Below are 26,148 nucleotides of genomic sequence, written 5' to 3'. Positions count from 1 at the left end.
ACGCTGGTTCCGCGCGGGTTCCAGGCAGAGCCTCCTGGCCCGTCCAGGGGTACGGGCGGCGGGCAGCCGGTGTTCAGATCGGGTCCGGACCCCGGCCGGCGGGCGAACCGGACGGCCGCGGGACGCCCGGCACCGCACCGGTAAAGTGGGGCGGTGCTCAAGGAAGTCATCGCGACCCGCTACATCACTCCGCTGCGCGAGGGCGGCTCGCTGCCGGGGCTCGTCGAGGCCGACGACTTCGGGACGTACGTCCTGAAGTTCACCGGTGCCGGGCAGGGCCGCAAGACGCTCGTCGCCGAGGTGGTCTGCGGGGAACTCGCCCGCCGGCTGGGACTGCGGGTGCCCGGGCTGGTCACGGTCGACCTCGATCCGGTGCTGGGACTCGGTGAACCCGAAGAGCAGGTGCAGGAACTGCTCAGGTCCAGCGGCGGCACCAACCTCGGCATGGACTTCCTCTCCGGAGCGCTCGGTTTCGACCCGCTCGCCTTCCCGGTGGACGCCGAGGAGGCGGGTCGGATCGTCTGGTTCGACGCCCTGGTGAACAACGTCGACCGTTCCTGGCGCAACCCCAACCTGCTCAGATGGCGCGGCGAGCTGTGGCTCATCGACCACGGCGCCACGATGATCTGGCACCACAACTGGCCCGGTGCGCAGGCCTCGGCCAGCCGGCCGTACGACGCCTCGGACCACGCCCTCGCGCCCTTCGGCCCGGACGTCGCCGCCGCCGCCCGACGGCTGGCTCCCCTGGTCACCGAGGACCTGCTCGCCGAGGTGACCGCCGAGATCCCGGACGCCTGGCTGACCGGCGAGCCCGGCTTCGACACGCCCGACGAGCTGCGACGGGCCTACGCACGACCGCTGCTCGCACGGGCCGCCGTGATCCACGAGCGCATCCACGGCATCGAGGAGGCCCAATGAGCGAGCGTCACCTCGCCGGAGGCGGCCGGGCGGGCGACCGCCACATCGTCCGGGCCGGCCGGACGGACGACCGCGACGTCTTCGAGTACGCCCTGCTGCGCGTCGTCCCGCGCGTCGAGCGCGGCGAGTGCATCAACGCGGGCGTCCTCGTCTACAGCCGCGCCCGGGCCTACGTCGGCGCCCGCACCCACCTGGACGAGTCCCGGCTGCTCGCCCTGGACCCGGACGCGGACGTCGCGGGCGTCCGCGCCGCGCTCGCCGCGATAGAGAGCGTGTGCGCCGGGGGAGCGGGGGCCGGGCAGGCCGCGGGCGACGACGCCGGGCGGCGCTTCCGCTGGCTGGTCGCGCCCCGCTCCACCGTCGTCCAGCCCGGTCCGGTGCACACCGGACTGACCACCGACCCGGCCGCGGAGCCGGAGCGGTTGCTGGACCTCCTGGTGAGGTAATGGATCACATGCACCCGGTGCGCCGTTGACACCGGGTGCCACGGCTTCTAGCGTCGCACCCACCAAAGGTACTAAGCGGTCGCTCACCGTAGATCAGGTTCTCTCAAGGGCGAGGAGAAGCAGCAATGTCCACCACTGAGCAGCGGGTCGCCGTCGTCACCGGTGCCGCGCGCGGCATCGGCGCCGCCACCGCCGTACGACTGGCCGCCGAGGGGCGTGCGGTCGCAGTGATCGACCTCGACGAGTCCGCCTGCAAGGACACCGTGGAGAAGATCACCGCGGCCGGCGGCAAGGCCATCGCGGTCGGCGCCGACGTCTCGGACGAGGCACAGGTCGAGGCGGCGATCGCGCGTGTCGTCGAGGAACTCGGCGCGCCCACCATCCTGGTCAACAACGCGGGCGTGCTCCGCGACAACCTGCTGTTCAAGATGAGCGTCTCGGACTGGGACACCGTCATGAACGTCCACCTGCGCGGCTCCTTCCTGATGAGCCGTGCCTGCCAGAAGCACATGGTGGACGCCGGCTTCGGCCGGATCGTCAACCTCTCCTCGTCCTCGGCGCTCGGCAACCGCGGCCAGGCCAACTACTCGGCCGCCAAGGCCGGTCTGCAGGGCTTCACCAAGACCCTCGCCAAGGAACTCGGCAAGTTCGGCATCACCGCCAACTCCGTGGCCCCGGGCTTCATCGCCACCGAGATGACCAAGGCCACCGCGGAACGCGTCGGCATGGGCTTCGAGGACTTCAAGGCCGTGGCCGCCACCCAGATCCCGGTGCAGCGCGTCGGCGAACCCGAGGACATCGCCAACGCCATCGCCTTCTTCACCGGTGACGCGGCCGGTTTCGTCTCCGGCCAGGTGCTGTACGTCGCCGGCGGGCCGCTCGACTAGGGATCACGGACATGACTGAACTTTCCGGCAAGGTAGCCCTTGTCACCGGCGCGAGCCGCGGCATCGGATACGGCATCGCCGAGGCGCTGGTCGCCCGGGGCGACCGGGTGTGCATCACCGGCCGCAACGAGGAGGCCCTGAAGGAGGCCGTGGAGAAGCTCGGCTCCGACCGGGTCGTCGCGGTCGCGGGCAAGGCCCACGACGAGGCCCACCGGGCCGAGGCCGTCGAGCGCGTCATGGAGGCGTTCGGCCGCGTGGACTTCCTGATCAACAACGCCGGTACCAACCCGGTGTTCGGACCGATCGCCGACCTCGACCTGAACGTGGCGCGCAAGGTCTTCGAGACCAACGTCGTCTCAGCGCTCGGCTTCGCCCAGCGCACCTGGCACGCCTGGCAGAAGGGCAACGGCGGCGCGATCGTGAACATCGCCTCGGTCGCGGGCCTGTCGGCCTCGCCGTTCGTCGGCGCCTACGGCGTCAGCAAGGCGGCCATGATCAACCTGACGCAGCAACTGGCGCACGAGTTCGCGCCGAAGGTGCGGGTCAACGCGATCGCGCCGGCCGTGGTGAAGACCAAGTTCGCCAAGGCGCTGTACGAGGGCCGGGAGGAGGAGGCGGCCGCCTCCTATCCGCTGGGTCGGCTCGGCGTGCCCTCCGACATCGGCGGCGCGGCGGCGTTCCTCACCTCCGCGCAGTCCGACTGGGTCACGGGACAGACGCTCGTCGTCGACGGCGGCATCTTCCTCAACGCCGGGGTGGGCTGACCCGCCGGCGGAACCCGGGCGCCGATACCGTCTCTTCGTCTCTTCGTCGACATACGGCTTCGTCGACGTTCAGTAGGCGGAATCGGCGCCCGCGCCGAAGGCCCGCGCACGCTCGGCGAGATGACAACGTCGTCATGTTCCGAACTGATCAAGAGCCCCTTCCGAAGCAGGTTCAACGGGCGGGGCTCTGCGGTATGGTCTGCCGACCCCTTGGTATGGCAGATCGAGGAGCGTGCGCGTGTTCAACCGGAACCGATGCCTGCGGCCGGCAGTCGCGACCGCGGCCCTGTCCCTGGTGGCCGGCTGCGGCGTCTTTTCCCATGGTGACTCGAATGGCAAGGGACCGATTCTCGTCGGGACCACGAGCGCCCCCAGCACTCTGGACCCGGCCGCTTCCTGGGACGGTTCCTGGGAGCTCTTCCGGAACATCTACCAGACCCTGCTGGCCTACCCGAACGGCGCGACCACGCCCCAGCCGGACGCCGCGGAGAGCTGCAAGTTCACCGACAACAGCTACCAGACCTACCGCTGCGAGCTGCGCCCGGACATGAAGTTCGCCGACGGGCACGTGCTGGACGCGCGTGCCGTCAAGTACTCGATCGACCGGATCAGGACCATCAACGTGGCCGGCGGTCCGGCGGGACTGCTCGGCAGCCTGGACCAGGTGCAGGTGGACGGTGACAGGGCCGTGGTCTTCAAGCTGAACAAGCCCGACGCCACCTTCCCGTTCGTGCTCGCCACGCCGGCCATGTCGATCGTGGACCCCGAGGACTACCCCGAGCGCTCGCTGCGCAAGGACAACAAGGTCGACGGGTCCGGACCGTACTCCCTGAAGACGTACGAGGAGGGGAAGAAGGCGGAACTGGTCGGGAACGACCACTACAAGGGGTTCGCCGATCGCAGAAACGACGCGGTGACCATACGCTACTTCCAGGACTCGGCCGCCATGGTCAAGGCGCTGCGGGACAAGCAGATCGACGTGACCTACCGAGGTCTGGGCGCCGACGACATCATCTCCCTCCAGCGCAGGGACACCAAGGACCTCCAGCTCGTCGAGGGCGCCGGCACCGACATCAGCTACCTGGTGTTCAACCCGAAGGACCCCTGGTCCGCCAAGCTGGCCGTGCGCCAGGCCATCGCCCAGGTCGTCGACCGCGCCGCCATCGCGCACAACGTCTACAAGGACACGGTCGACCCGCTGTACTCCATGGTCCCCAAGGGCCTCACCGGCCACACCACCGGATTCTTCGACGACTTCGGCGACCCCAGCGTCGCCAAGGCCCGCAAGATCCTCACCGACGCGGGCATCACCGGGAAGGTCCCGCTCACCTTCTGGTACACCACCGACCGCTACGGCTCGGAGACGGCCAAGGAGTTCGAGGAGCTCAAGCGGCAGCTCGACGACTCGGGCCTGTTCACGATCACCCTGAAGAGCCGGCCCTGGAAGACGTACGTCGTGGGCTACCAGAAGGGCGAGTACCCGGTCTTCGGGCGCGGCTGGTTCCCGGACTTCCCCGACGCCGACAACTTCATCGCCCCGTTCGTGGGCGAGCAGAACGCGCTCGGCACGCCCTACCCGGAGAAGCAGATCACCAAGGTGCTGTCCGAGTCGCGCCGCGAGGCCGACCGCGCGAACGTGGTCACGCAGTTCCAGCAGGCGCAGCAGATCCTGGTGGACGACGCGCGGCTGCTGCCGCTGTGGCAGGGCAAGGTGTACGTGGGCGCCAACGACGACATCTCCGGCGGTGAGCGGGCGCTCGACCCGTCGACGATCATGATGATGTGGGAGCTGTCCCGGAAGACCAGCTGGTAGGCGGGGCGTTCTTCGGGCCGTGAGCCCGTTGTCAGTGGTCGCCTGTAGGTTCTGAGACCTGGAAGTGACCGCACATCGTGAGGACGTTGACGTGACCGACATCGCCATGCTGCCCGAGTCCTGGCGCGGGGTTCTGGGTGACGAACTGCAGCAGCCCTACTTCAAGGAGCTGACCGAGTTCGTCGAGGAGGAGCGGGCGAAGGGCCCCGTCCACCCGCCGCGCGAGGAGGTCTTCGCGGCGCTGGACGCCACGCCGTACGACAAGGTGAAGGTCCTGATCCTCGGTCAGGACCCCTACCACGGCGAGGGCCAGGGCCACGGCCTGTGCTTCTCGGTCCGCCCCGGGGTGAAGGTCCCGCCGTCGCTGCGCAACATCTACAAGGAGATGCACGAGGAGCTGGGCACGCCGGTGCCGGACAACGGCTACCTGATGCCGTGGGCCCGGCAGGGCGTGCTCCTGCTGAACGCGGTGCTCACGGTGCGCGGTGGCGAGGCCAACTCCCACAAGGGCCGCGGCTGGGAGCGGTTCACCGACGCGGTGATCCGCTCGGTGGCCCGCCGGCCCGACCCCGCGGTCTTCGTCCTGTGGGGCAACTACGCGCAGAAGAAGCTCCCGCTGATCGACGACACCCGGCACGTGGTGATCAAGGGGGCGCACCCGTCGCCGCTGTCGGCGAAGAAGTTCTTCGGCTCCCGTCCGTTCACGCAGATCAACGAGGCGGTGGCGCGGCAGGGGCACGAGCCGATCGACTGGGCGATCCCGAACCTGGGGTGACGTGGGCGCGGGGGCGCCCGATCGGCGGTTGTCACGGTTAGCGTCGTAGGCGTCGGTCGGGACGGTCCTGGAGGGCGTGCGGTGGTGGAGCGACAGGAGCAGGCGTCGTCGGACGCCGTGCTGACGCGGATCGGGCAGGGTGTCCTGCTGCATCACGCCGGGGACCGCGAGGAGGCCCGGGGGCGCTTCCTGGCCCTGTGGGCGGAGATCGGCGAGGACGGCGATCCGCTGCACCGCTGCACGCTGGCCCACTACATGGCCGACACCCAGGACGACCCCGCGGACGAGCTGGCCTGGGATCTCAGGGCGCTCTCGGCGGCCCAGGAGCTCACGGGGGACCGGCTCGCCGGGCGCGAGGGCGCGCCCGCGGTCCGCGCCCTGTACCCGTCCCTGCATCTCAACCTGGCCGCCGACTACGCGAAACTCGACCACCGCGCGGCCGCCCGGGACCACCTACACCACGCCCGCACCGCGGCGGACGCCCTGGGCCCCGACCACTACGGCGACGGCGTCCGCTCGGCCATCCAGCGCCTCGCGCTGCGGCTGGGGGAGGGCGGCCCCGGCCCGGAGCCGGGGGGCCCGCCGCGGCAGCGGTCGTAGGACGGGCCACGGGCCCGCCGGGGCCGAGGTCGGGGAGGCGGGCGCGGGGAACAACAACCGCCCGGACGCTGTGCTCGCCGCGAGGTCAACGGCTCACTGCCCGCGCGGTGCCGTGCCGGTGACCCCGCGCGTGGTGCCGCGAGGCCGCACTCGTCGGCGATCGACGGGGGCGGGCGCCTCACCGGCCGCACCTCCGCCAGTGTGTGGTTCCTGCCGGGCCGGCGGCGTTGCTTCCGGGCTGCCGGCAGTTCGACGTCGTACCGCGCCGCACGCGGACGCCGGAGGCTGCGCCCGTGCGGGCTCCGCGCCGTGCCCATGGCGCAGGCCTGTCGTGTCTCAGCGGTTGTACGTCTGGCGGCAGATCCTGCTCTCCGGGCTGTCCGGTTTCCAGCCGCCGTAGTGCCTGCCGAGGGCGCAGACATCCGCGTTCGGTGGCAGGGCGTGCTTGGTGCCGGGGAGCTGGGCGCGCGGCGGGGACGCGGGCCGTGGGTGCCGGGGAGCCGCGTGCGCCGGTGCCCGGCCGGGGGAGTGCGCCGGTGCCGGGGGCTGCCGCTCGCCGGGCGGAGCTTCCGCGGACGGCGCCTGGGCCGGTCCGGCGGGGGTGGCGGAGTGGTTCGGATTCCCGACACGCTCGAGGGCCTCGCGGGCGGGGGCCTGCACGGCCGGGTGCCCGGCGCTGCCGTCCGGGCGCGGGACCGAGAGCGGGGTGGTGGCCGCCGCCGGGCCTGACGCCGGCGGCCGCTCGACCGTGACACAGCCGGAGAGGGCCGAGACGGCCACGGAGACCAGGAGCGTTGCGGTGGTCGTCGTACGATGCACCCGCGCAACTCTGCTGGGTACGGGCCATGATCGGAACCGCGGTCGGGCGGAGGATGCCACGGACGGGTGATCCTGGGCCCCGTAAGGGGTGTGCCACCGCGCCCGCGGTGACACGGGTGCCGCGGGCCGGCTTCAGTCTCCGGTCGTTCCGTCGATCCGCTCGCGGAGCAGGTCGGCGTGCCCGTTGTGCCGGGCGTACTCCTCGATCATGTGGGTGTAGATCCACCGCAGGTTGAACGGTTCGTCGGTGCGCCTGCTCTTGCGCTGCGACAGTTCGTCCAGGCCGAGACCCGCGGCGTTGCGGCGGGCGGTCTCGATCTCGGACTGCCAGGTGGCGTACGCCTCCGCCCAGGTGTCCGCCTCGGTGACGTGGAAGTCGCCGTCCGGGTCCTGCTCGTCGTAGTAGATCGGTCCGGGGTCGTCCATCACGAGCACATTGCGGAACCAGTGCCTCTCCACCTCGGCCATGTGCCGCACCAGACCCATCAGGGTCAGCTCGGACGGCGCCGCGGACGCGATCCGCAACTGCTCGTCGGTCAGGCCCTCGCACTTCTGCGCCAGCGTCTGCCGGTGGTACTCCAACCAGCCTTCCAGCATGGCGCGTTCGGAGGCGTTCTGGGCGGGCTCTTGTCGTCGCTCGGTCGTCATGCCCCGATCCTCGCCCACACCCGGCCCGTCACACCAAGGGTTTTCCGGCGCCGAACATCCCCTCCAGCAGTTCCCGCAATCCCGCCCGCAACTCCTCCAGTTCCGGCACCCGGTCATGGAACGATCCCGCCACGCAGGAGTACATGAGTCCGTCAGCCCAGGCGACCAGCGACAGCACGTGCCGCTCCGGGGCGGTCGAGCCCATCGCCGTGACCAGCGCGCCGAGTTGGTCACGGAAGCGGGCGCCCGCCGCGTCGAAGTAGGAGCGCAGTTCAGGGCGGCGGGTGGCCTCCAGGGCCAGTTCGTAGCGGGCGAGGGTCAGGGCCCGGTTGCGGGTCAGCGCGCGGTGGGTGGCCAGCGCCAGTCCCTCCACCAGCGAGTCGAGACCCCCGGTTCGCGGATCCGGCATCTCGTGCAGCGCCAGCACCCGTGCCTCCCGCTCGGCCAGCCGCCGCACCGCCAGTTCCAGCAGGGCCTGCCGGGTGCGGGCGAGGTTCGACGTCGAGCCCTGCGGCAACCCGGCCCTCTCGTCGACCGCCCGGTGCGTCAGACCGCGCATCCCGCGCTCGGCGAGCAGAGCGAGCGCGGTGTCGGCGACGAGATCGGCGCGCTGAGCGCTCTCGGGACGTGCGGACATGGAGATCAACCTACCCGGCGACTACACCCGTAGTGCGGCGCACTGCATCCGTAGTATCGTCGAGCCGCGTGTTCACTACAGATGTAGTCTCACTGTGCAGGAGGAGCCATGCCCCAGCAGCCACGCGCCGTCGTCATCGGCGGCGGCATCGCAGGACTCACCGCGGCCGCGGCCCTGCACCTCGGCGGCCGGCAGGTCACCGTGCTGGAACGGGCCCCCTCCCTGGAGCCCGTCGGCGCCGCCATCTCGCTCTCCCCGAACGCCCTGCGCGCCCTGGACGTCCTCGGCATCGGCGACCGGATCCGCGATCTCGCCGCCTGGCAGGGCGAGGGCGGACTGCGCAGCCCGTCCGGCCGCTGGATCACCAGGACGGACGCCGCCGCGGCGGCCGAGCGGTTCGGCGGTCCCCTCGTCCTGCTGCACCGCGCCACCCTGATCGACAGCCTGGCCGCCCTCCTCCCGCCCGGCACCGTCCGCACGGCCGCCGACGCGCGCCTCGCCGACCCGGGGGACGACCAGCGTCCGGCCCGCGTGAGCATCCCCGACGGTGAACTGGAGGCCGACCTGGTGGTGGCCGCCGACGGTGTCCACTCCGCCGTGCGCCGCACGCTGTTCCCGGCCCATCCCGGGGCCGTCTACGCCGGATTCACCACCTGGCGGGTCGTGATTCCCGTGCCCGGTGCCGAGTTCGCGTCCCACGAGACCTGGGGCAGAGGATGCCTGTGGGGCACGCATCCGCTCAAGGACGGCAGGGTCTACGCGTACGCCGCCGCCGTCACGCCTCCCGGACAGCGCGCGGCCGACGACGAGAAGGCCGAACTCCTGCGCCGCTTCGGCCACTGGCACGACCCGATCCCCGCCGTCATCGCCGCCGCCCGCCCCGAGGACGTGCTGCGCCACGACGTCCACCACATCGCGCAGCCGCTGCCCGCCCACCACCGCGGCCGGACCGTGCTCATCGGCGACGCCGCCCACGCCATGCCGCCGAACCTCGGGCAGGGCGGCAACCAGGCCATCGAGGACGCCATCGTCCTCGCCCACCACGCCGACGACCTCGCCGCCCACACCGCGGCCCGGCTGCCCCGCACGACCGCGATCGCCCGCCAGGCCGTCCGGACCGCGCGGCTCGACATGATGCGCAACCGCGCCGGGATCGCCCTGCGCGACAACGCGATCGCCGCGCTGTCCAGGATCAGCCCGAACCTGCTCCTGCGCGGATTCGACGGCATCGCCGACTGGCGTCCCCCGCAGCCCCCGTATGCTGCCGTGCAGTCAGGCACGGCGGAGCGGTGAAGGAGCTTACGTGAAGGTCGGCTGCATCGGACTCGGCGACATCGCGCAGAAGGCGTACCTGCCGGTGCTCGGCACCCAACCCGGAGTCGACCTGCACCTGCAGACCCGGACGCCCGAAACGCTCCAGCGGGTCGCGGACAGCCTGCACCTGCCCGCGGAGCGGCGCCACGCCGACCTGGACTCCCTGCTCTCCCAGGGCCTCGACGCCGCCTTCGTGCACGCCCCCACCGCCGTCCACCCGCAGATCGTCACCCGGCTCCTGGAAGCGGGCGTGTCGACGTACGTCGACAAGCCGCTCGCCTACGAACTCGCCGACTCCGCGCGCCTGGTCGGGCTCGCCGAGGAGCGGAACGTCTCGCTCATGGTCGGCTTCAACCGGCGCCACGCACCCGGCTACGTGCAGTGCGCCGACCACCCCCGCGAGCTGATCCTGATGCAGAAGAACCGCATCGGACTGCCCGAGGACCCGCGCACGATGATCCTCGACGACTTCATCCACGTCGTGGACACCCTGCGGTTCCTGGTCCCGGGCGAGGTCGACGACGTCACCGTACGCGCGCGTGTGCGTGACGGCCTGTTGCACCATGTCGTGCTGCAACTCGCCGGGGACGGATTCACCGCGCTCGGCGTGATGAACCGGCTCAGCGGTTCGACGGAGGAGGTCCTCGAGGTCTCCGGGCAGGACACCAAGCGGCAGGTGGTCAACCTCGCCGAGACCGTCGACCACAAGGGCCAGCCGACCGTGCGCCGGCGCGGCGACTGGGTGCCCGTCGCCCGGCAGCGCGGTATCGAACAGGCCGTGCTGTCCTTCCTCGACGCCGTACGCGCCGGGAAGGTGCTCAGCGCCCGTGACGCGCTGGAGACCCACGAACTGTGCGAACGGGTGGTACGGACGGTTCTGGAGCGTTCCGGCGCCGCCTGAGCGCCCGCAGCCCCTCCGTCGCGCCCAGCACGGCCAGCACCAGCAGCGCGCCGTGTGTCGGCCAGTCGCCGAAGCGGACGTACAGGGTGACGCCGTGCGCGGTCGGCACGTCGTACACGCGCGCGGTGCCGGTGCCCGTGCCCAGCCAGGAGCCGACGCGCTGCCCGCGCGGGCCGTACACGGCGGACACACCCGTCAGCGTGGCGTGCACCATCGGCCGCCCGGTCTCGGCGGCACGCAGCGCGGCCAGCGAGGCATGCTGCTCGGGGGCCCAGCTCTGCTGGAAGGTCGACGTCGAGGACTGCGCGAGCAGCACCTGCGCGCCGTCCTGCGCGAGATGCCGGCTCATGTCGGGGAACGCCGTCTCGAAGCAGATCATCGGGCCGACGCGCAGGCCGTGGCCGACGTTCATCACCTCCTGCTCGGTGCCCCGCCTGCGGTCCTCACCCGCGGCCCGGCCGACGGAGGTCGCCCAGCCGAGCACCGAGCGGGCCGGGATGTACTCGCCGAACGGGACGAGCCGCATCTTGTCGTAGCGCTCGCTGGTCGGGCCGTCCGGACCGACGAGGACCGAGCTCTTGTATATGCCGGGCTGGTCGGAGCGCCGGGCGTCCACGTTGACCAGCACGTCGGCGCCGGTCGCGCGGGACAGCGCCGCGATCCGCCGCGCCAGGTCCGGCCGGTGGCTCAGGTCGAAGCCGACGCTGCTCTCGCCCCAGACGATCAGGTCGGGGTGCTGCCCCACCAGCCGGCGGGTCAGCTGCTCCTCCAGGTCGAACCGTCGCTGCCCGCTCTCGATGCCGGCCACGACACCCGGCTGCACGACGGCGATCCGGACGTGGCCGTCGACGTCGGGGCGCGGCGCCCACATCCACACCGCCGAGGTCGCCGCGGCCGTGGCCACCAGCCCGGCCACCGCCGGTACCCGGGACGTGCGGACCGCGACGAGCAGCGCGACGGCGACATTGACGGCCATCACCAGGAAGCTCAGCAGCCACACCCCGCCCACGGAGGCCAGCCGCAGCGCCGGGGCGACCTGCCACTGGCTGGAGCCCAGCATGCCCCACGGCCCGCCCAGCCCCTGCCAGGACCGGACGAGCTCGACCACCAGCCACGCCGACGGCAGCACGACCAGCGCGGCCGCGGCCCGCCCCGGTGAGGGCGTCCCCGTCAGGAACCGCCGTACCAGCCAGCCCCAGGGCGCCCACAGCAGGCCCATGAGCGCGGCGAGCACGACGGTGAACACGTGCAGGTTCGGCAGCAGCCAGTGGAAGACGGCCAGCATGAAGCCCAGCCCGCCGAACCAGCCGTCGTACGCCGCCCGCTTCCCGGTCGGGGCGGAGCGGACCAGCAGGATCCACGGGACCAGGGCGACGTAGGCGAACCACCACAGCGACGGGGCGGGAAACGCGAACACGAACAGGGCACCCGCGAGCGCGGCGAGCACCGAACGCCGCCACGGGGAGGTGAGCCACCGGCCGAACGTCTTCATACGGTGCCCTCCTACCCCCACGGATGGCTCCAGTGTGCGCGCCCCGGAAGATCCCGCCCAGAGGGCCTTGGAGGGGCTCGGAATTCCCGCCTCCGCGCGCGGGCGGCCGGGGTCCTAGGATGATCACATGGGGTGTGGTCGCTCGGGGCTGCGGAGGTCCGAATGAAACGTCTCGTGACAGTCGTCACCGGCGGTGGCCGGGGCATCGGGGCCGCGATCTGCCGGCGGCTCGCGGCCGACGGGCACGACGTGGTCGTGGGGTACGTCGGCGACACCGCTGCCGCCGAGGCGGTGGCCGACGAGGTGCTCGAGGCCGGGGCGCGCGGGGTGACCGTGCGGATGGACACCTCGGTGGAGGCGGACGTCGAACGGCTCTTCGACATGGCGGAGGAACGGCTCGGGCCCGTCACCGGGCTGGTGAACAACGCCGGGGTGAGCGGACCGCTGGGCCGGCTCGCCGACACCGACACCGCCGACCTGCGACGCGTCGTGGACGTCAACCTCCTGGGCACCCTGCTGTGCTCGCGCCGTGCGGCCCAGCTGATGGCGCCCCGGAAGAACGGCGTGATCGTGAACGTCTCGTCCGCGGCCGCCACGCTCGGCAGCCCCGGGGAGTTCGTCCACTACGCCGCGACGAAGGCCGCCGTGGACGCCCTCACCCTGGGCCTGGCCAAGGAACTCGGCCCGGACGGCATCCGCGTCAACGCGGTCGCGCCCGGCATGATCGACACCGGGATGCACGCGGCGATGGGCGACCCGGACCGGGTGCGGCGGGCGGCCGGAAACATCCCGCTGGGCCGGGCCGGCCGGGCGGAGGAGATCGCCGCGGCCGTCGCATGGCTGATGTCACCGGACGCCTCCTACACGACGGGAGCGGTACTGCGGGTGTCGGGCGGACGCTGAGCTCGAACCGGGTCGCCGGAACGGGCCGGCCCTGGCCGGAGCGGCGACCACCCGTGGACCGGGGGCGTCAGGCGGCCGCGATGAGCTCGTCCCTCATCGCGGCGGCCCACTCGACCACCAGCAACTCGTACTCCTCGTGCTCCTGGGTCGACAGGGACCCGCCTGAGCGCAGCCACAGCGACCGGATCTGCTCGTTCAGCTCGGCGGCGGACCGCACGGAACCAGGGGCCACTGAATCGGGGAACATGGCCACAGCCTAGGGGCAAGGACTGACACTGCGCTACCGGACGGCTACAGCGGCCGTATGGACTCGGTCACCCGCGCCTGTCCCGGCCTCCGTACCGACCGGGTCGCCGAGCACGCGTACGCGTGCGGTGCCGTCAGCGGCTCCGCAGGTGGTGGCGCTTGCGCCAGGCGACCGCCGTGCCGAGCACGGCGGGTACCACGATGCAGGCCATCGCCAGGAGGAAGGCCGGAGAGGTCGGCGCGGAGGCGCGGGCGCCGGCGACGGCGTAGGCGGCGGTGTTGGGGATCGAGCCGAGGGCCGTGGCGAGGAGGAACGTCGTCCAGCCCATGCGGGAGACGGCGGCGCAGTAGTTGGCGGCCCAGAACGGGACTCCCGGGAAGAGCCGGGCCACCATCATCGAACGGAAGCCGTGCCGGCTGAGCTGACCGTCCGCCGCCTTCAGCAGCCGGCCGCGCAGCAGCGGTCGCAGCGCGTCCTGGCCCAGCACGCGGCCGAGGCCGAAGGCCGCCCCCGCGCCCAGCACCGTGCCGGCCAGCGCCGCCGCCAGCCCCAGCTGCGAGCCGAACAGCGCGCCCGCGGCCAGGTTCAGCAGCGGCCGCGGCACGAACGCCACCGTGCACAGGCCGTACGCCGCGGCGAACACCACCGCCGCGACGGCCCCGCCCAGCTGCGGCGGCCAGCCGTGCGCCAGCAGTCTCTGCGGCTCGAAGAGCAGCACGGACACTCCGGCCGCCGTGAGCAGGACGAGCAGGAGGGAGAGCCGCGCCCAGGGCGACAGCAGCACGCCCGCGCAGCGGGAGGCGAGGCCGGCCGGCGGGGCGGACGGAACGGCCGGGGCCGGCGGCGCCGTGGGGACGGCGACGGCCGGCTCGGTGGTGGCGGCCCGGGGAGAGGCCGTGGCGGTGCCCCCAGAGCGGGTGGTGGCATCGAGCATTCGGTGACATTAGCGGACGGATACGAGTGATCGCCGCATGGCCCTGCTCACGAGTGCGCCGAGTGCGCACGCCGCCGGCGTCCCGGCCAAGTCCCCAAGCCCCCGGCCCGCCTGTCCTGAGAACCGTTCGCCGCCCTAAAACCGTTCGACGGCCGGCCGGGGTGTCGTGAATGATCTGTCCCATGTTCCGGCACGCCTTCGTCCTCGCAGCATCCGCGGTCGCGGATGCCCCGGAGGCTGCCGTCCTCATCCTCGTCGCCGCAGTCGACGGCGCCCGAAGCTGACCCTCCCCGGACCGTCCGGCGGACCCCTCAGGGGGAGGGTCGGCCATCCCGTGGGGTCCCGCAGCATCTACCAGGCTTCGAGGTACAGCCATGCCCAAGACGGCGTACGTACGCACCAAACCGCACCTGAACATCGGCACGATGGGCCATGTCGACCACGGCAAGACCACGTTGACCGCCGCCATCACGAAGGTGCTCGCCGAGCGCGGCTCCGGCACCTTCGTCCCGTTCGACCGTATCGACCGGGCCCCGGAGGAGGCCGCGCGCGGCATCACCATCAACATCGCGCACGTCGAGTACGAGACCGACACCCGGCACTACGCGCACGTGGACATGCCGGGCCATGCCGACTACGTCAAGAACATGGTCACCGGGGCCGCGCAGCTCGACGGCGCGATCCTCGTCGTCTCCGCGCTCGACGGGATCATGCCGCAGACCGCCGAACACGTGCTGCTCGCCCGGCAGGTGGGCGTGAACCACATCGTCGTCGCCCTCAACAAGGCCGACGCCGGTGACGAGGAGCTCATCGACCTCGTCGAACTGGAGGTCCGCGACCTGCTCACCGAGAACGGCTTCGGCGGCGACGCGGTACCCGTCGTACGGGTCTCCGGGCTTCGCGCCCTGGAGGGCGACCCGCGCTGGACGGCGTCGATCGAGGCGCTGCTCGACGCGGTGGACACCTACGTGCCGATGCCCGAGCGGTACCTGGACGCGCCGTTCCTGCTGCCGGTGGAGAACGTGCTCACCATCACCGGCCGCGGAACCGTGGTGACGGGCGCGGTCGAGCGCGGCACGGTCCGCGTCGGCGACCGGGTCGAGGTGCTGGGTGCCGGCCTGGAGACGGTGGTCACCGGACTGGAGACCTTCGGCAAGCCCATGGAGGAGGCGCAGGCCGGGGACAACGTGGCGCTGCTGCTGCGCGGGGTGCCGCGTGACGCGGTCCGCCGCGGCCACGTCGTCGCGGCGCCGGGCAGCGTGGTCCCGCGCCGGCGCTTCACCGCGCGGGTGTACGTGCTGTCGGCGCGCGAGGGCGGCCGTACGACACCGGTGTCCACCGGCTACCGGCCGCAGTTCTACATCCGCACGGCGGACGTGGTGGGCGACGTCGACCTCGGCGAGGCGGCCGTCGCGCGGCCCGGCGACACGGTCACGATGACGGTGGACCTGGGGCGCGAGGTGCCCCTGGAGCCGGGGCTGGGGTTCGCCATCCGTGAGGGCGGCCGCACCGTCGGCGCGGGGACCGTGACCGCCGTCGTGTGAACGCCGTCGTGTGAAGGGGACCGCGGAGGCCGGGGACCGCCAGCCGGTGCTGGCCGGCCGCCGGCCGGCCGGCGGTCCCCTCGCTGCCCCTTGCATGGCGGAGGCGTCCGGTGCGTGACGGGGCCGTCCGGGGTGTGACGGACCGGCACAATGGACGCGTGAACGAGCCGATACCCGTGACCCGAGCCGTCGATCACGGGACCGCCAAACTGATGCCCGACGTCGACCGCGAGCGGGCCTGGCTGCTGACCGTGGACGGTGCGCCGCAGTCGTACGTCGACCTGGACGAGCCCGCCCACCTGGAGTTCGAGTACGCGCGGCGGCTCGGCCACGCCTTGGACACCGTCGCGCGGCCGGGCTCCCCGCTGGACGTGCTGCACCTCGGCGGGGGCGCCCTCACACTGCCGCGGTACGTGGCCGCGACCCGGCCCGGCTCACGGCAGGACGTCGTCGAGGCCGACCGCGGCCTGCTGGAGTTGGTCGTCGCCCACCTGCCGCTGCCGGACGGCGCCGACGTCTCGCTGCACACCGCCGACGCCCGCGCCTGGCTGGAGGCCGCCCCCGACGACTCGGCGGACGTACTGATCGCGGATGTCTTCGGCGGCTCCCGCGTCCCGGCCCACCTCACGTCCCTCGGCTACGTCCGCGAGGCGGAGCGCGTGCTGCGCCCCGACGGCGTCTACCTCGCCAACCTCGCCGACGCCGCCCCGTTCGCCTTCCTGCGTTCCCAACTCGCCACCCTCGCGGTGGTCTTCGAGGAGATCGCGCTGATCGCCGAACCCGCGGTCCTGCGCGGCCGCCGCTTCGGCAACGCGGTGCTGATCGCCGCGCACCGCCCGCTCGACGTGGCCGCGCTGACCCGGCGGACCGCCTCCGACGCGTTCCCCGCCCGCGTCGAACACGGCGCCGCGCTGAAGGAGTTCACCGAGAACGCCGAGCCGGTGCGGGACGACGAGGCCGTACCGTCGCCCGAGCCTCCGGACGGCGCGTTCGGCATCGGCTGACCAGGGACGCCCGGCGCCGCCACGGGGGCCGGTCAGCCGCCGGTCGGGGTTCCGTGCAGCCGGACCGTGCCGAGGATCTTCATGATGGTCGCGGTGGGGACCTCCTCGCCCACGCCCTTGGCACCGTAGAAGTTCCAGGACACGAAGTCCCCCGCGGAGTTCTTGAAGCCGAAGGAGAGCGCCTTGCCGTCGCTCGCGCACTTGCCCTTCTGGGGCGTGTTGTTCGACTGGGCCCAGGCGATGCTGCCCTCGATGCCCGACGTGGTCGTGTAGGGCTTGGCCTTCTGGTCGAACGTCAGGCTCTTCTTGTCGGGCTGGGTGTAGCCGCCGTAGACCCACCAGCCCACGGTGTTCACGGCCACCTCGTTGGTGTCCTTGGCGCCGTCGGCACCCTTGGTGCCCACCGCGGCGAGCGACGTGTCCTCGTCGCGGCCGTCCTTGTCGTCGTCGGACGTGCACCACTTCGACTTGTACTCGGCCACGCCGGACATGATGGTGATCAGCTTGCCGTTCTTGTGGTCCTCGAAGCCGATGCTCACCCCCGCCGACTCGACCTCCCAGTCGGCCGGGACGTCGAAGGCGATGCCCCGCTTGGGGTTCACGACGACCTTCCAGCCGGGGATCGTCGGCTTCTCGGTCTCGGTGCCGCGCGGATTGTCGTCCGAACCAGAGCCCGAGTCCGAGGCGCTCGGGTCGGCGGAGGCCGAAGTGGTGGGCGACGGGCTCGACTTGGCGTCGGCCTTGTCGTCCTTGTTCCCGCCGAGAACCAGGAAGCCGGTCACACCGGCGGTCAGAGCCACGGCCGTGACGCAGAGGATCGCGATGAGCTTCGTCCGGTTGCCGCCCCCGCCCGGCTGCTTCGGCGACTGGGGAGCGCCAATCTGTGTGGGCGTACCCCACTGCGGTTGCTGGGCATATGGGTTGGGCTGCTGGTAGCCGGGCTGCTGATAGGGATTCGGCTGTTGGTATCCCGGCTGCTGGTACGGGTTGTTCTGCGGGTTCTGCTCGCCCCCGGGCGGCTGCTGTCCTGGCCACATGGGCAGTAACCCTAGTGGCGCCAGGGACACGATTCGGTCACCGCCCTTTGTCAGGGACGTACCAGTGACGGGTGCGGACACCGGCCCGCCCGCTCTGGCCCGGACGGCCTACTGGTGAGTAACATTCCGGCATGAGCGCTGACCAGATGTCGATCGGCGAGATGCTCGCCGCCACCGTGCCGATGGCCCGGACCCTGAACCTCGAGTTCCTTCAGACCACGCCGGAGAAGGCGGTGGTGACCCTGCCGGACCAGGCCGACTACCACAACCACGTGGGCGGGCCGCACGCCGGCGCGATGTTCACGCTGGGGGAGTCCGCGAGCGGGGCCATCGTGCTGGCCGCGTTCGGCGACCAACTGTCCCGTGCCGTGCCGCTCGCCGTGCGGGCCGAGATCGCCTACCGGAAGCTGGCCATGGGAGCCGTCACCGCCACCGCGACCCTGGGCCGTCCCGCCGCCGACGTCGTCGCGGAACTGGACGCGGGACAGCGGCCCGAGTTCCCGGTGTCGGTCGAGATCCGGCGCGCGGACGGGGCCGTCACGGGAGAGATGACGGTGGTCTGGACCCTGCGGCCCAACGGCTGAGCGGCTGCCGCCGCCCTTCACGCGGCCGTGGAGCGCCGAGGCGGACATCGGGCGAGCTCCCGAGCAACAGGCGAGCCTTCGAGCAGACGCTCCCGTCCGTCCGATCGCGAGCGGGAGCGCCGGCACGGTCCGCGGGAGCTGTCCGGCCGGGCCGAACCGGTAGGCTTCCCGGGGGTGCGTCTTCATGGCGCTCCGCAGCACATGCACGCGAAACGGGGAGGAACCGGCGGTGCACGTCCAGGAATGGCTCGACACGGTACCCGCGGCCGCCGTCTACGCCGTGGTCGGCCTGGTCATCGGTCTGGAGAGCCTGGGCATCCCGCTGCCCGGCGAGATCGTCCTGGTCTCCGCGGCCCTGCTGTCCTCGCAGCACGCGGGGATCAACCCGGTCGTCCTCGGCGTGTGCGCCACCGTGGGCGCGGTCGTCGGCGACTCCATCGGCTACGCCATCGGCCGCAAGGGCGGCAGGCCGCTGCTCGCCTGGCTGGGGAAGAAGTTCCCCAAGCACTTCAGCGAGGGGCACATCGCGACCGCCGAGCGCTCCTTCGAGAAGTGGGGCATGTGGGCGGTGTTCTTCGGCCGCTTCGTCGCCCTGCTGCGCATCTTCGCCGGCCCCCTGGCGGGCGTGCTGCACATGCCGTACTGGAGGTTCCTCGTCGCCAACGTCCTTGGCGGCATCTGCTGGGCGGGCGGCACCACGGCGGTCATCTACTACGTGGGTGTCGTGGCCGAGTCCTGGCTGAAGAAGTTCTCCTGGCTCGGCCTGGTGGCGGCCGTGCTCTTCGGGCTCGGCTCGATGCTGGTGCTCAAGCGCAGGGCGAAGAAGGCGCAGTCGGGCGCGCAGAGCGAGACCGAGGAGCCGAAGCCGGTCCCCGCCGCGGAGTAGCCGGGCGCCCCCGAGGGGGCGCGGGCGCGGGTCCTAGGCGTGCACCTCTCGGTGCGCCTGCGCGAGCTGCGTGTACATCGTGCCGTTCAGGGTGATCCCCTCGCGTTCCTCCTGCGTCAGCTCCCGCCTGACCTTGGCGGGGACGCCCGCGACCAGCGACCCCGGTGGCACTCGCATGCCCTGCGGCACCAGCGCCTGCGCCGCCACCAGGGATCCCGCGCCGATCACCGCGCCGTTCAGCACGGTCGCCCCCATGCCGATCAGGCAGTCGTCCTCGACGGTCGCGCCGTGCACCACGGCGTTGTGCCCGATGGAGACGCGCTCGCCGACGCCGACCGGGAAGCCGGGGTCGGCGTGCAGCGTGCAGTTGTCCTGGACGTTGCTGCCCGCGCCGACGGCGATCCGCTCCACGTCGCCGCGCAGCACCGCGCCGTACCAGACGCTCGCGCCCGCGCCCAGGGCCACGTCACCGATCACGGTGGCCGTGGGCGCCACGAACGCCCCCTCGTCCACCTGCGGCTCGCGACCGCCGATGCCCGCGATCAGCGCCTTGTCCGTCATGCTCGTCTCCCTTTCACCGCATGGGTCCGACGGCACCGTACGTCATCCGGTGGGGCGAAGATCACAGACGTGTGGCGCCATGGGCGTGGCCCGGGCTGAGTACGGTGAGCGGGTGCCCACGCGTAGGAACACGTTCTCACCATGGTGGCGCCGCCTCGCGCAGCGCGCTGTCCACGCGGGCTGGGCCTGGGTGCAGCGCACGGGCTCCGTCACGGCCGAGCGGCCCGGACGCCTCCGCTTCGGCTCGATGGGAACAGGTACCAGGCTGGCCTTCCCGCTCGGCACCGTCTTCGGTGAACCGTGGATCCATCTCGGCGCGCACTGCATCGTCGGCGAGCAGGTCACGCTGACCGCCGGTCTGATGCCCGACCTGGACCTCGGCCCGGAGCCGATCCTGCGCATCGGGGACGGGGTGGTGCTCGGCCGCGGCAGCCACGTCATCGCCGACACCACGGTCACCATCGGCAGCGACTGCTACTTCGGCCCCTACGTCTACGTCACCTCCACCAACCACTCCTACGACGACCCGCACCAGCCCATCGGCAAGCAGTGGCCCCGGATGGAGCCGGTGGAGATCGGCCCCGGCTGCTGGATCGGCACCGGCGCGGTGATCCTGCCCGGGGCGCGGATCGGGCGGAACGTCGTGGTGGCGGCCGGCGCGGTGGTGCGCGGCGAGGTCCCCGACCACGCGGTGGTCGCGGGGGCGCCCGCCCGGGTCGTACGCCTCTGGACCGCCGCCGAGGGCTGGCAGCCGCCGTTGCGGACCCCGGCCCCGGTGCCGATACCGCAGGGCATCACCCCGGAGCAGTTGCTGGCGCTGGCGGAGCTGGACGAGGAGAGCGCTGCCCGGCTGGCCGAGTGGGGCCGGGAGCCCGGTTCCCGGCTGGCGGGGCTGGAGACCGAGGGCGGCTGATCCGGTCCCGGCCGTCCTCCGGCCGGCCCACTGCCTCAGCCCGTCGCCAGCAGCAGTGTCCCCACCAGGGCCAGGCCCGCTCCGGCCGCCTGGACGGCCCGCAGCCGTTCGCTGAGGAAGCCGCGGGCGGCGAGCGCGGTCACCACCGGGTAGAGGGAGGCGAGGACGGCGGCCACCGTGACCGGGCCGTGCTGGGCGGCGACGCAGTACGTGCCGTTGGCGGCGACGTCCGCGAGGCCGACGAAGCCGAGCGCGGGCAGGGAGCGCCAGGGGAATCCGGTCTCGGGCAGTACGGGCCCGCCGCGCCGCGCGGAGGCGTACAGCGCGGCCCCGCCCGCCGCCACGTTGGTCACACGCTGCACGAAGAGCGCGAGGAACAGGCCGGTGACGGTGGTGGAGGCCTCGGCGATCAGCGCGAACACCGTGCCGAAGCCGAGTGCCGCGACCAGGGTCAGCCCGATCGCCCGCCGCTGCACGGCGGCGCCTCCCAGGCGTGGCCCGCCCGCGAGCACGACACCGGTGACGGCGACCGCGATCCCCGCGACCTGGAGCAGTCCCGGCCGCTCGCCCAGCACCAGCCCGACGGAGATCGGCACGGCCACGCCGAGCGAGGCCAGCGGCGAGATCACGCCCATCGGGCCGAGGGCGAGCGCCTTGTAGAAGGAGAGCATCGCGACCGGGCCGACCAGGCCCGCGGCGAACGCGAACCACAGCCGCGGTCCGGCCTCGCTCCAGCCGCCGGTGGCGACGACGATCACGCCCAGCACCGCCGCCGCGACGGACTGGGAGACCACGACGACCGTCAGCGCGGGCATGCGCCGGGTGAGCAGTCCGCCGCCGAAGTCGGCCAGCCCCCACAGGAGGCTGGTGGCCAGGGCGAAGAATGCTGTCACGACGTGCCTCGCAGTACAGTTCGGTGAACGATCGGGTGCAACCCACCGTAGTTCAGCGAAGTAAACTCTGTCATCCAGAATATTGGACGGAATGTGTCGGACCTCGAACTGCTGACCCAGTCCCTGGCGCGCAACGTCAAACGCTGGCGTACCGAGCGGGGCTTCACCCTGGACACGCTCGCCGCACGCGCTGGAGTCAGCCGCGGCATGCTCATCCAGATCGAGCAGGCCCGCACCAACCCCAGCCTCGGCACCGTCGTCAAGATCGGTGACGCGCTCGGCGTCAGCATCACCACCCTGCTCGACTACGAGCAGGGCCCCCGGGTCCGCGTCGTACCGGCCGACCAGGCCGTCCGGCTGTGGCACACCGACGCCGGCAGCTACAACCGGCTCCTGGCGGGTGTCGAGGCGCCCGGTCCGCTGGAGATGTGGGAGTGGCGCCTGATGCCCGGCGAGGGCAGCCCCTCCGATCCGCACCCCGTCGGCACCGTCGAACTGGTGCACGTCACCGCGGGGGTGCTGACGCTCACCGTCGACGCGGTGGAGTACCGCGTGGCGGCGGGCGCGAGCGCCTCCTTCGAGGCCAACACCCCGCACACGTACGCCAACGACGGCGCCGAGCCGATGGACATGGTGATGGCCGTGTCGGTCCCGCCCGTGCACTGAGACGCCCCGCCGCACGGTCCGCCGCGGCTGTTAGCGTGCGGTCATGCGCGCACCCATCGGGAACTTCGACCAGGCCACCCCCGCCCCCGACTGCCTCGACGAGCTGACCCGCCCGGTCGCCGACGCCGTACGCCACTGGCACGGCGGTGTCCCGGCCGACCAGATCGTCTACGTCGAGACCGACCCGGAGTGGGCCGACACCGCCGTCTTCGTCGAGCACTACGGCCGGGACCTGCTGGAGGCCTCCGCGAACTGCGTGGTCGTGGCGGGACGGCGCGGCGGCGAGACCCGGCTGGCCGCCTGCCTGGCCCTGTCCACCACCCGCGTCGACGTCAACGGCGTCGTGCGCCGCCAACTCGACGCCCGCAAGGCCTCCTTCGCGCCGATGGAGGTGGCGACCGGGGAGACCGGCATGGAGTACGGCGGCATCACCCCCATCGGCCTCCCCGCCGACTGGCCCCTCCTGGTCGACTCCCGCGTCGTCGACCTGCCCTACGTCCTGGTCGGCAGCGGGCGGCGCCGCGGCAAGCTCCTGGTGCCGGGCAAGGCGTTCGCGCAGCTGCCCGGCGCGGTGGTGCTGGACGGGCTCGGCGTCTGATCCCGCCCGCCGCGCTCAGGCCGGCGCGTGGTGGGCGAGGCGCAGATGAGGGTCGGCCTCGCCCGGGGCCGGGGCCGGGTCCGCGTGGACCAGGGCCGCGGTGAGGCCGGGTACGGCGTGGAGCAGGGCGTGCTCGGCCTCCACGGCGGTGGCGTGGGCCTGGCGCGCGGTCGCCTCGCCGTCCACGACCACCGCGACCTCCGCGCGCAGCCGGTGGCCGATCCAGCGCAGCCGGAGCTCGCCGACCGCCCGTACGCCCGGTACCTCGCTCAGCGCCCGTTCGGCGCGGTCCACCAGGGCCGGGTCGACGGCGTCCATCATCCGCCGGAACACCTCGCGGGCCGCGTCGCGCAGCACCAGCGCGATGGCCGCCGTGATCGCCAGCCCCACGATCGGGTCGGCGGCCCGCAGTCCCAGGGCCGAGCCGGCGGCGCCCAGCAGGACGGCCAGTGAGGTGAATCCGTCCGTGCGCGCGTGCAGCCCGTCGGCGACCAGCGCGGCCGAGCCGATGGCGCGGCCCACGCGGATCCGGTGGCGGGCCACCCACTCGTTGCCCGCGAACCCGACCAGGGCCGCCAGGGCGACCGCGGGCAGGTGCTCGACGGGGCGCGGATCGAGAAGCCGCTGGAAGGCGGCCCAGGCGGAGAAGGCGGCGGACGCGGCGATCGTCACCACGATCACCAGGCCCGCCAGGTCCTCGGCACGTCCGTAGCCGTAGGTGAAGCGCCGGGTCGCCGCGCGGCGGCCCAGTACGAAGGCGATTCCCAGCGGTACGGCAGTCAGGGCGTCCGCCGTGTTGTGCACCGTGTCGCCGAGCAGCGCGACCGAGCCGGACGCGACCACCACCACCGCCTGCGCGAGCGCCGTGACGCCGAGCACGGCAAGCGAGACCCACAGCGCCCGCATGCCGCGGGCGGAGGATTCCAGCGCGCGGTCCAGCCGGTCGGCGGAGTCGTGGGAGTGGGGGGTGAGGAGGTGTGCGAGGCGGTGGCGGAAGCGCCCGTGCGCGGGATCGTGCTCGGGTCCGTGGTGGTGCCCGTGGTGGTGCCGGTCGGTCACGTGGATCCCCTTCCGTGCGCGCGGAGGTGGACGCGCGGCGCCCACGACGCCATTATGTGCGTATGAGCGCACGCATGCACCTGTCATCTGCGCATGATGCGCACCCGCGCACTCCCGGCGAGGAGCAGTTGGCGCTGGCCGCCGAGCTCCTCGCCCTGCTCGGCGACCGCACCCGGCTCGCCCTGCTGCACGCGCTGACGTCCGGGGAGGCCGACGTCACCACGCTCACCGAGGCGTGCGGGGCGGCCCGTCCGGCGGTCAGCCAGCATCTGGCCAGGCTCCGGCTGGCCGGGCTGGTGAACACGCGCAAGGAGGGCCGCCGGGTCGTCTACTCCCTGCGCGACGGCCACCTGCGCCGGCTGGTCGACGAGGCCTTGAACGTCGCCGACCACCGGCTCGGCGACCGGCCCCTCCACGACTGAGGCCCCCACGGGCGAGGACGGCCGGTTCCGGAAAGAGGCGGCGAGGGTCAGCCCAGACGGGGGATCTCGATGGCCGGGCAGCGGTCCATGACCATGTCGAGGCCCACCGCACGGGTGCGCTCGAGGGCGGCCTCGTCGACCACCCCGAGCTGGAACCAGACGGCCTTCGCGCCCTTGGCGACCGCCTCGTCGGCGACCTGGCCGGCGAGATCGCTGTTGACGAACACGTCGACCACGTCCACCTCGAACGGGATGTCCGCGAGGGAGGCGTACCCCTGTTCGCCGTGCACCGTCTCCGCCTTCGGGTGGACCGGGACGACACGCTTGCCGAAGCGGCGCAGCACCTCGGCGACGCCGTACGCGGCCCGGCCGCGGTTCGAGGACAGGCCCACGACCGCCCAGGTGTCACCGTGTTCGGTCAGGATCTTCCGGATGGTCGCAGCGTCGCCGTACACCAGGGGTCTCCTCGTCTCGGGAAGGGTTGCCGTCCGGGCAACGACGGGCGCCGCCCGGCGATTCCCGGCCGGCGCGGAACCCGCCGTCCCGTCCGGAACGTGCGCCGCCGGCCTGCGCGCAGGCGTCCGGCGGCCTACGCTCGGGCCGTGCTACGCATCATCGACGCCCGAACCGGCGAGCCCGTGGACGCCGCCCCCGCCCGCCGCGGGCTGACCCGTGTCGAGGCGCACGCGTCGGGCTGCGACGCGTCGGGCCTGCGCGTGCTGCTGGTCGCCGACATCCTGGTCCGCGCCCTCGAACTGAGCGGCACGCCCGTGTGGTCGCTGCTGTCCGGCGGCCGGGAACAGGCGCAGGAACTGCGGACGGCCGCAGCCGCCCTCGGCATCCGGCCCTTCGAGGACGGCCGCGGCGCCGGTACCGCCCTGGGTGAGGCCCAGATCGTCCATGTGGCCGTCGAGGGCGCCGATACCGCGACCGGCGGCGTCCGCATCGCCGTCGCGCCCGTCGACGCGACGGTACCCGCCGTTCCCGCACGCGACGACGACCCCGCCGCCTGGCGTCTGGCACTGCTCTCCCGCCGCCACACCCGGCACGTACGGCTGGACGAGGCCGCGCTGGACGACGCCCAAAGGACTCTGGCGCGATGGCGCGCGGCGGTCGCCGACTGGGCACGGCAGCCCTCCCGGCCGGTCCCCGACGAGGTGCGCGGACGGCTGCGCGGCGCCTGGGAGGACGACCTGGACGTGCCGGCGGTCCTGCGGGTGCTGGAGTGGGTCGGGACCGATCCGGACCTGGCGGACGGCGCGCGCTTCGAGACGTACGCGTACGCGGACCGGCTACTCGGCCTCGAACTCACGCGCGACCTGGGGCGTGCGGCGTGACCGCCCGCGCGGGAGCCGGCCCGCTGCGCCGCCTGGTGGTCCTGCGGCACGCCAAGTCCGCCTGGCCCGAGGGCGTCGCCGACCACGACCGCCCGCTCGCGACCCGCGGCCGCCGGGACGCGCCCGCGGCGGGCCGCGCGCTCGCCGAGTCCGACTGCCTCCCCGACTTCGCGCTGTGCTCCACCGCGCTGCGCGCCCGGCAGACCTGGGAACTGGCCTCCGCCCAGTGGGGCACCCCGCCGCCGGTGCGCTACGACCGCCGGTTGTACGCCGCCGACGCCCCCGACCTGCTCGCCGCCGTGCGCGAGGCGCCGCCCGAGGTCGGGACGCTGCTCCTGCTCGGCCACAACCCGGGGCTGGAGGAACTGGTCCTGGAACTGGCCGGGGACGGTCTGGACGACACGCTGGACCGGCTCCGGACGAAGTTCCCCACCTCCGCGATCGCCATCCTGTCCTGGCACGGCCCCGGCTGGCCGTCCCTCACCGCGGGCGCCGCCCTCCTGACGGACCTGACCGTGCCGCGGGGCGCCAAGAAACGGCGGTGAA

Annotated in this window: 31 protein-coding genes; 20 read left to right on the top strand and 11 right to left on the bottom strand. The window is 72.8% G+C overall.

Going from position 1 to position 26,148, the window contains the following annotated elements:
- Nucleotides 1–153: 153 nt before the first annotated feature.
- The 7 genes from ABZ818_RS16615 to ABZ818_RS16585 all read left to right on the top strand — a co-directional run bounded on the left by ABZ818_RS16615 (nt 154) and on the right by ABZ818_RS16585 (nt 6,203).
- On the top strand, nt 154–918 hold the full coding sequence (locus ABZ818_RS16615; protein WP_361414837.1) for a HipA family kinase: 765 nt from the start codon (nt 154–156) through the stop codon (nt 916–918).
- A complete protein-coding gene (locus tag ABZ818_RS16610; protein WP_361414835.1) occupies nt 915–1,364 on the top strand; it encodes a DUF3037 domain-containing protein in 450 nt (149 codons plus the stop codon). The genes ABZ818_RS16615 and ABZ818_RS16610 overlap by 4 nt, the downstream gene beginning before the upstream one ends.
- A gap of 125 nt (nt 1,365–1,489) precedes the next feature.
- Nucleotides 1,490–2,251 carry a 3-oxoacyl-ACP reductase FabG gene (gene fabG / locus ABZ818_RS16605; protein ID WP_361414833.1) on the top strand — a complete coding sequence of 254 codons (762 nt, stop codon included), beginning with the start codon at nt 1,490–1,492 and terminating at the stop codon, nt 2,249–2,251.
- 11 nt (nt 2,252–2,262) lie between these two features.
- A complete protein-coding gene (locus ABZ818_RS16600; protein WP_361414831.1) occupies nt 2,263–3,015 on the top strand; it encodes an SDR family oxidoreductase in 753 nt (250 codons plus the stop codon).
- A gap of 238 nt (nt 3,016–3,253) precedes the next feature.
- A complete protein-coding gene (locus ABZ818_RS16595; protein ID WP_361414829.1) occupies nt 3,254–4,828 on the top strand; it encodes an ABC transporter substrate-binding protein in 1,575 nt (524 codons plus the stop codon).
- Nucleotides 4,829–4,919: 91 nt separating this feature from the next.
- Nucleotides 4,920–5,603, top strand: a complete 684-nt coding sequence (gene ung, locus ABZ818_RS16590; RefSeq protein WP_361414827.1) for a uracil-DNA glycosylase — start codon at nt 4,920–4,922, stop codon at nt 5,601–5,603.
- Nucleotides 5,604–5,684: 81 nt separating this feature from the next.
- On the top strand, nt 5,685–6,203 hold the full coding sequence (locus tag ABZ818_RS16585; protein ID WP_361414825.1) for a hypothetical protein: 519 nt from the start codon (nt 5,685–5,687) through the stop codon (nt 6,201–6,203).
- Nucleotides 6,204–6,539: 336 nt separating this feature from the next.
- Here ABZ818_RS16585 and ABZ818_RS16580 read toward each other — a convergent pair whose 3' ends face one another.
- The 3 genes from ABZ818_RS16580 to ABZ818_RS16570 form a co-directional block, all read right to left on the bottom strand.
- Complete coding sequence (locus ABZ818_RS16580; RefSeq protein ID WP_361414823.1) at nt 6,540–7,022, bottom strand: hypothetical protein; 483 nt, start codon at nt 7,020–7,022, stop codon at nt 6,540–6,542.
- A gap of 132 nt (nt 7,023–7,154) precedes the next feature.
- Nucleotides 7,155–7,670, bottom strand: a complete 516-nt coding sequence (locus ABZ818_RS16575) for a DinB family protein (RefSeq protein WP_361414821.1) — start codon at nt 7,668–7,670, stop codon at nt 7,155–7,157.
- A 28-nt stretch (nt 7,671–7,698) separates the two neighbouring features.
- Nucleotides 7,699–8,307 (bottom strand): TetR/AcrR family transcriptional regulator, encoded by a 609-nt coding sequence (locus tag ABZ818_RS16570; protein WP_361414819.1) that lies wholly within the window; start codon nt 8,305–8,307, stop codon nt 7,699–7,701.
- A gap of 108 nt (nt 8,308–8,415) precedes the next feature.
- Between ABZ818_RS16570 and ABZ818_RS16565 the strand changes: the two genes are divergently transcribed.
- Together ABZ818_RS16565 and ABZ818_RS16560 are read left to right on the top strand one after the other, a co-directional pair.
- On the top strand, nt 8,416–9,600 hold the full coding sequence (locus tag ABZ818_RS16565; protein WP_361414817.1) for an FAD-dependent monooxygenase: 1,185 nt from the start codon (nt 8,416–8,418) through the stop codon (nt 9,598–9,600).
- A gap of 10 nt (nt 9,601–9,610) precedes the next feature.
- Nucleotides 9,611–10,522, top strand: coding sequence for a Gfo/Idh/MocA family oxidoreductase (locus ABZ818_RS16560; protein WP_361414815.1), 912 nt, complete (start codon nt 9,611–9,613; stop codon nt 10,520–10,522).
- Here the strand turns inward: ABZ818_RS16560 and lnt are convergent.
- A complete protein-coding gene (gene lnt, locus ABZ818_RS16555; RefSeq protein ID WP_361414813.1) occupies nt 10,440–12,014 on the bottom strand; it encodes an apolipoprotein N-acyltransferase in 1,575 nt (524 codons plus the stop codon). The genes ABZ818_RS16560 and lnt overlap by 83 nt on opposite strands.
- A gap of 162 nt (nt 12,015–12,176) precedes the next feature.
- On the opposite strand from lnt, the gene ABZ818_RS16550 reads away from it, so the two are divergent.
- A complete protein-coding gene (locus ABZ818_RS16550) occupies nt 12,177–12,917 on the top strand; it encodes a glucose 1-dehydrogenase (protein ID WP_361414811.1) in 741 nt (246 codons plus the stop codon).
- A gap of 67 nt (nt 12,918–12,984) precedes the next feature.
- Here the strand turns inward: ABZ818_RS16550 and ABZ818_RS16545 are convergent, their stop codons facing one another.
- Both ABZ818_RS16545 and ABZ818_RS16540 read right to left on the bottom strand, forming a co-directional pair.
- A complete protein-coding gene (locus tag ABZ818_RS16545) occupies nt 12,985–13,164 on the bottom strand; it encodes a hypothetical protein (protein WP_361414810.1) in 180 nt (59 codons plus the stop codon).
- 133 nt (nt 13,165–13,297) lie between these two features.
- Nucleotides 13,298–14,098, bottom strand: coding sequence for a VTT domain-containing protein (locus ABZ818_RS16540; protein ID WP_361414808.1), 801 nt, complete (start codon nt 14,096–14,098; stop codon nt 13,298–13,300).
- Between the two features lie 374 nt (nt 14,099–14,472).
- Between ABZ818_RS16540 and tuf the strand changes: the two genes are divergently transcribed.
- Nucleotides 14,473–15,642, top strand: coding sequence for an elongation factor Tu (tuf, locus tag ABZ818_RS16535; protein WP_361414806.1), 1,170 nt, complete (start codon nt 14,473–14,475; stop codon nt 15,640–15,642).
- Between the two features lie 158 nt (nt 15,643–15,800).
- Nucleotides 15,801–16,646: a fused MFS/spermidine synthase gene (locus tag ABZ818_RS16530; RefSeq protein ID WP_361414804.1), complete on the top strand. Its 846-nt coding sequence runs from the start codon at nt 15,801–15,803 to the stop codon at nt 16,644–16,646.
- A 32-nt stretch (nt 16,647–16,678) separates the two neighbouring features.
- Here the strand turns inward: ABZ818_RS16530 and ABZ818_RS16525 are convergent, their stop codons facing one another.
- Entirely contained in the window at nt 16,679–17,683 is a 1,005-nt protein-coding gene (locus ABZ818_RS16525; RefSeq protein WP_361414802.1) for a hypothetical protein, read from the bottom strand.
- A gap of 146 nt (nt 17,684–17,829) precedes the next feature.
- Here ABZ818_RS16525 and ABZ818_RS16520 point away from each other — a divergent pair, with 146 nt between their 5' ends.
- Entirely contained in the window at nt 17,830–18,267 is a 438-nt protein-coding gene (locus ABZ818_RS16520; RefSeq protein WP_361414909.1) for a DUF4442 domain-containing protein, read from the top strand.
- 229 nt (nt 18,268–18,496) lie between these two features.
- Nucleotides 18,497–19,153, top strand: a complete 657-nt coding sequence (locus tag ABZ818_RS16515) for a DedA family protein (RefSeq protein ID WP_361414800.1) — start codon at nt 18,497–18,499, stop codon at nt 19,151–19,153.
- Nucleotides 19,154–19,186: 33 nt separating this feature from the next.
- On the opposite strand, the gene ABZ818_RS16510 is transcribed toward ABZ818_RS16515, so the two are convergent.
- A complete protein-coding gene (locus ABZ818_RS16510; RefSeq protein ID WP_361414798.1) occupies nt 19,187–19,714 on the bottom strand; it encodes a gamma carbonic anhydrase family protein in 528 nt (175 codons plus the stop codon).
- Between the two features lie 79 nt (nt 19,715–19,793).
- Between ABZ818_RS16510 and ABZ818_RS16505 the strand changes: the two genes are divergently transcribed.
- Complete coding sequence (locus ABZ818_RS16505; protein ID WP_361414796.1) at nt 19,794–20,627, top strand: acyltransferase; 834 nt, start codon at nt 19,794–19,796, stop codon at nt 20,625–20,627.
- A 35-nt stretch (nt 20,628–20,662) separates the two neighbouring features.
- Here ABZ818_RS16505 and ABZ818_RS16500 read toward each other — a convergent pair whose 3' ends face one another.
- Entirely contained in the window at nt 20,663–21,520 is an 858-nt protein-coding gene (locus tag ABZ818_RS16500) for a DMT family transporter (protein WP_361414794.1), read from the bottom strand.
- Between the two features lie 93 nt (nt 21,521–21,613).
- On the opposite strand from ABZ818_RS16500, the gene ABZ818_RS16495 reads away from it, so the two are divergent.
- Nucleotides 21,614–22,186, top strand: a complete 573-nt coding sequence (locus ABZ818_RS16495; protein WP_361414792.1) for an XRE family transcriptional regulator — start codon at nt 21,614–21,616, stop codon at nt 22,184–22,186.
- Nucleotides 22,187–22,229: 43 nt separating this feature from the next.
- Nucleotides 22,230–22,784, top strand: coding sequence for a YbaK/EbsC family protein (locus ABZ818_RS16490; protein WP_361414790.1), 555 nt, complete (start codon nt 22,230–22,232; stop codon nt 22,782–22,784).
- A gap of 15 nt (nt 22,785–22,799) precedes the next feature.
- Here ABZ818_RS16490 and ABZ818_RS16485 read toward each other — a convergent pair whose 3' ends face one another.
- Nucleotides 22,800–23,843 (bottom strand): cation diffusion facilitator family transporter, encoded by a 1,044-nt coding sequence (locus ABZ818_RS16485; RefSeq protein ID WP_361414788.1) that lies wholly within the window; start codon nt 23,841–23,843, stop codon nt 22,800–22,802.
- Between the two features lie 62 nt (nt 23,844–23,905).
- Here ABZ818_RS16485 and ABZ818_RS16480 point away from each other — a divergent pair, with 62 nt between their 5' ends.
- A complete protein-coding gene (locus tag ABZ818_RS16480) occupies nt 23,906–24,265 on the top strand; it encodes a metalloregulator ArsR/SmtB family transcription factor (protein ID WP_172633041.1) in 360 nt (119 codons plus the stop codon).
- A gap of 47 nt (nt 24,266–24,312) precedes the next feature.
- Here ABZ818_RS16480 and ABZ818_RS16475 read toward each other — a convergent pair whose 3' ends face one another.
- Nucleotides 24,313–24,720: a CoA-binding protein gene (locus ABZ818_RS16475; protein WP_361414786.1), complete on the bottom strand. Its 408-nt coding sequence runs from the start codon at nt 24,718–24,720 to the stop codon at nt 24,313–24,315.
- A gap of 147 nt (nt 24,721–24,867) precedes the next feature.
- Here ABZ818_RS16475 and ABZ818_RS16470 point away from each other — a divergent pair, with 147 nt between their 5' ends.
- On the top strand, nt 24,868–25,602 hold the full coding sequence (locus tag ABZ818_RS16470; RefSeq protein ID WP_361414784.1) for a hypothetical protein: 735 nt from the start codon (nt 24,868–24,870) through the stop codon (nt 25,600–25,602).
- On the top strand, nt 25,599–26,147 hold the full coding sequence (locus tag ABZ818_RS16465; RefSeq protein ID WP_361414782.1) for a histidine phosphatase family protein: 549 nt from the start codon (nt 25,599–25,601) through the stop codon (nt 26,145–26,147). The genes ABZ818_RS16470 and ABZ818_RS16465 overlap by 4 nt, the downstream gene beginning before the upstream one ends.
- Nucleotide 26,148: the final 1 nt, after the last annotated feature.

Origin of the sequence: Streptomyces sp. NPDC047453 (assembly GCF_040643155.1) — a bacterium.
Classification (GTDB): domain Bacteria; phylum Actinomycetota; class Actinomycetes; order Streptomycetales; family Streptomycetaceae; genus Streptomyces.
This window is presented reverse-complemented; position numbering and strand designations above follow the sequence as displayed.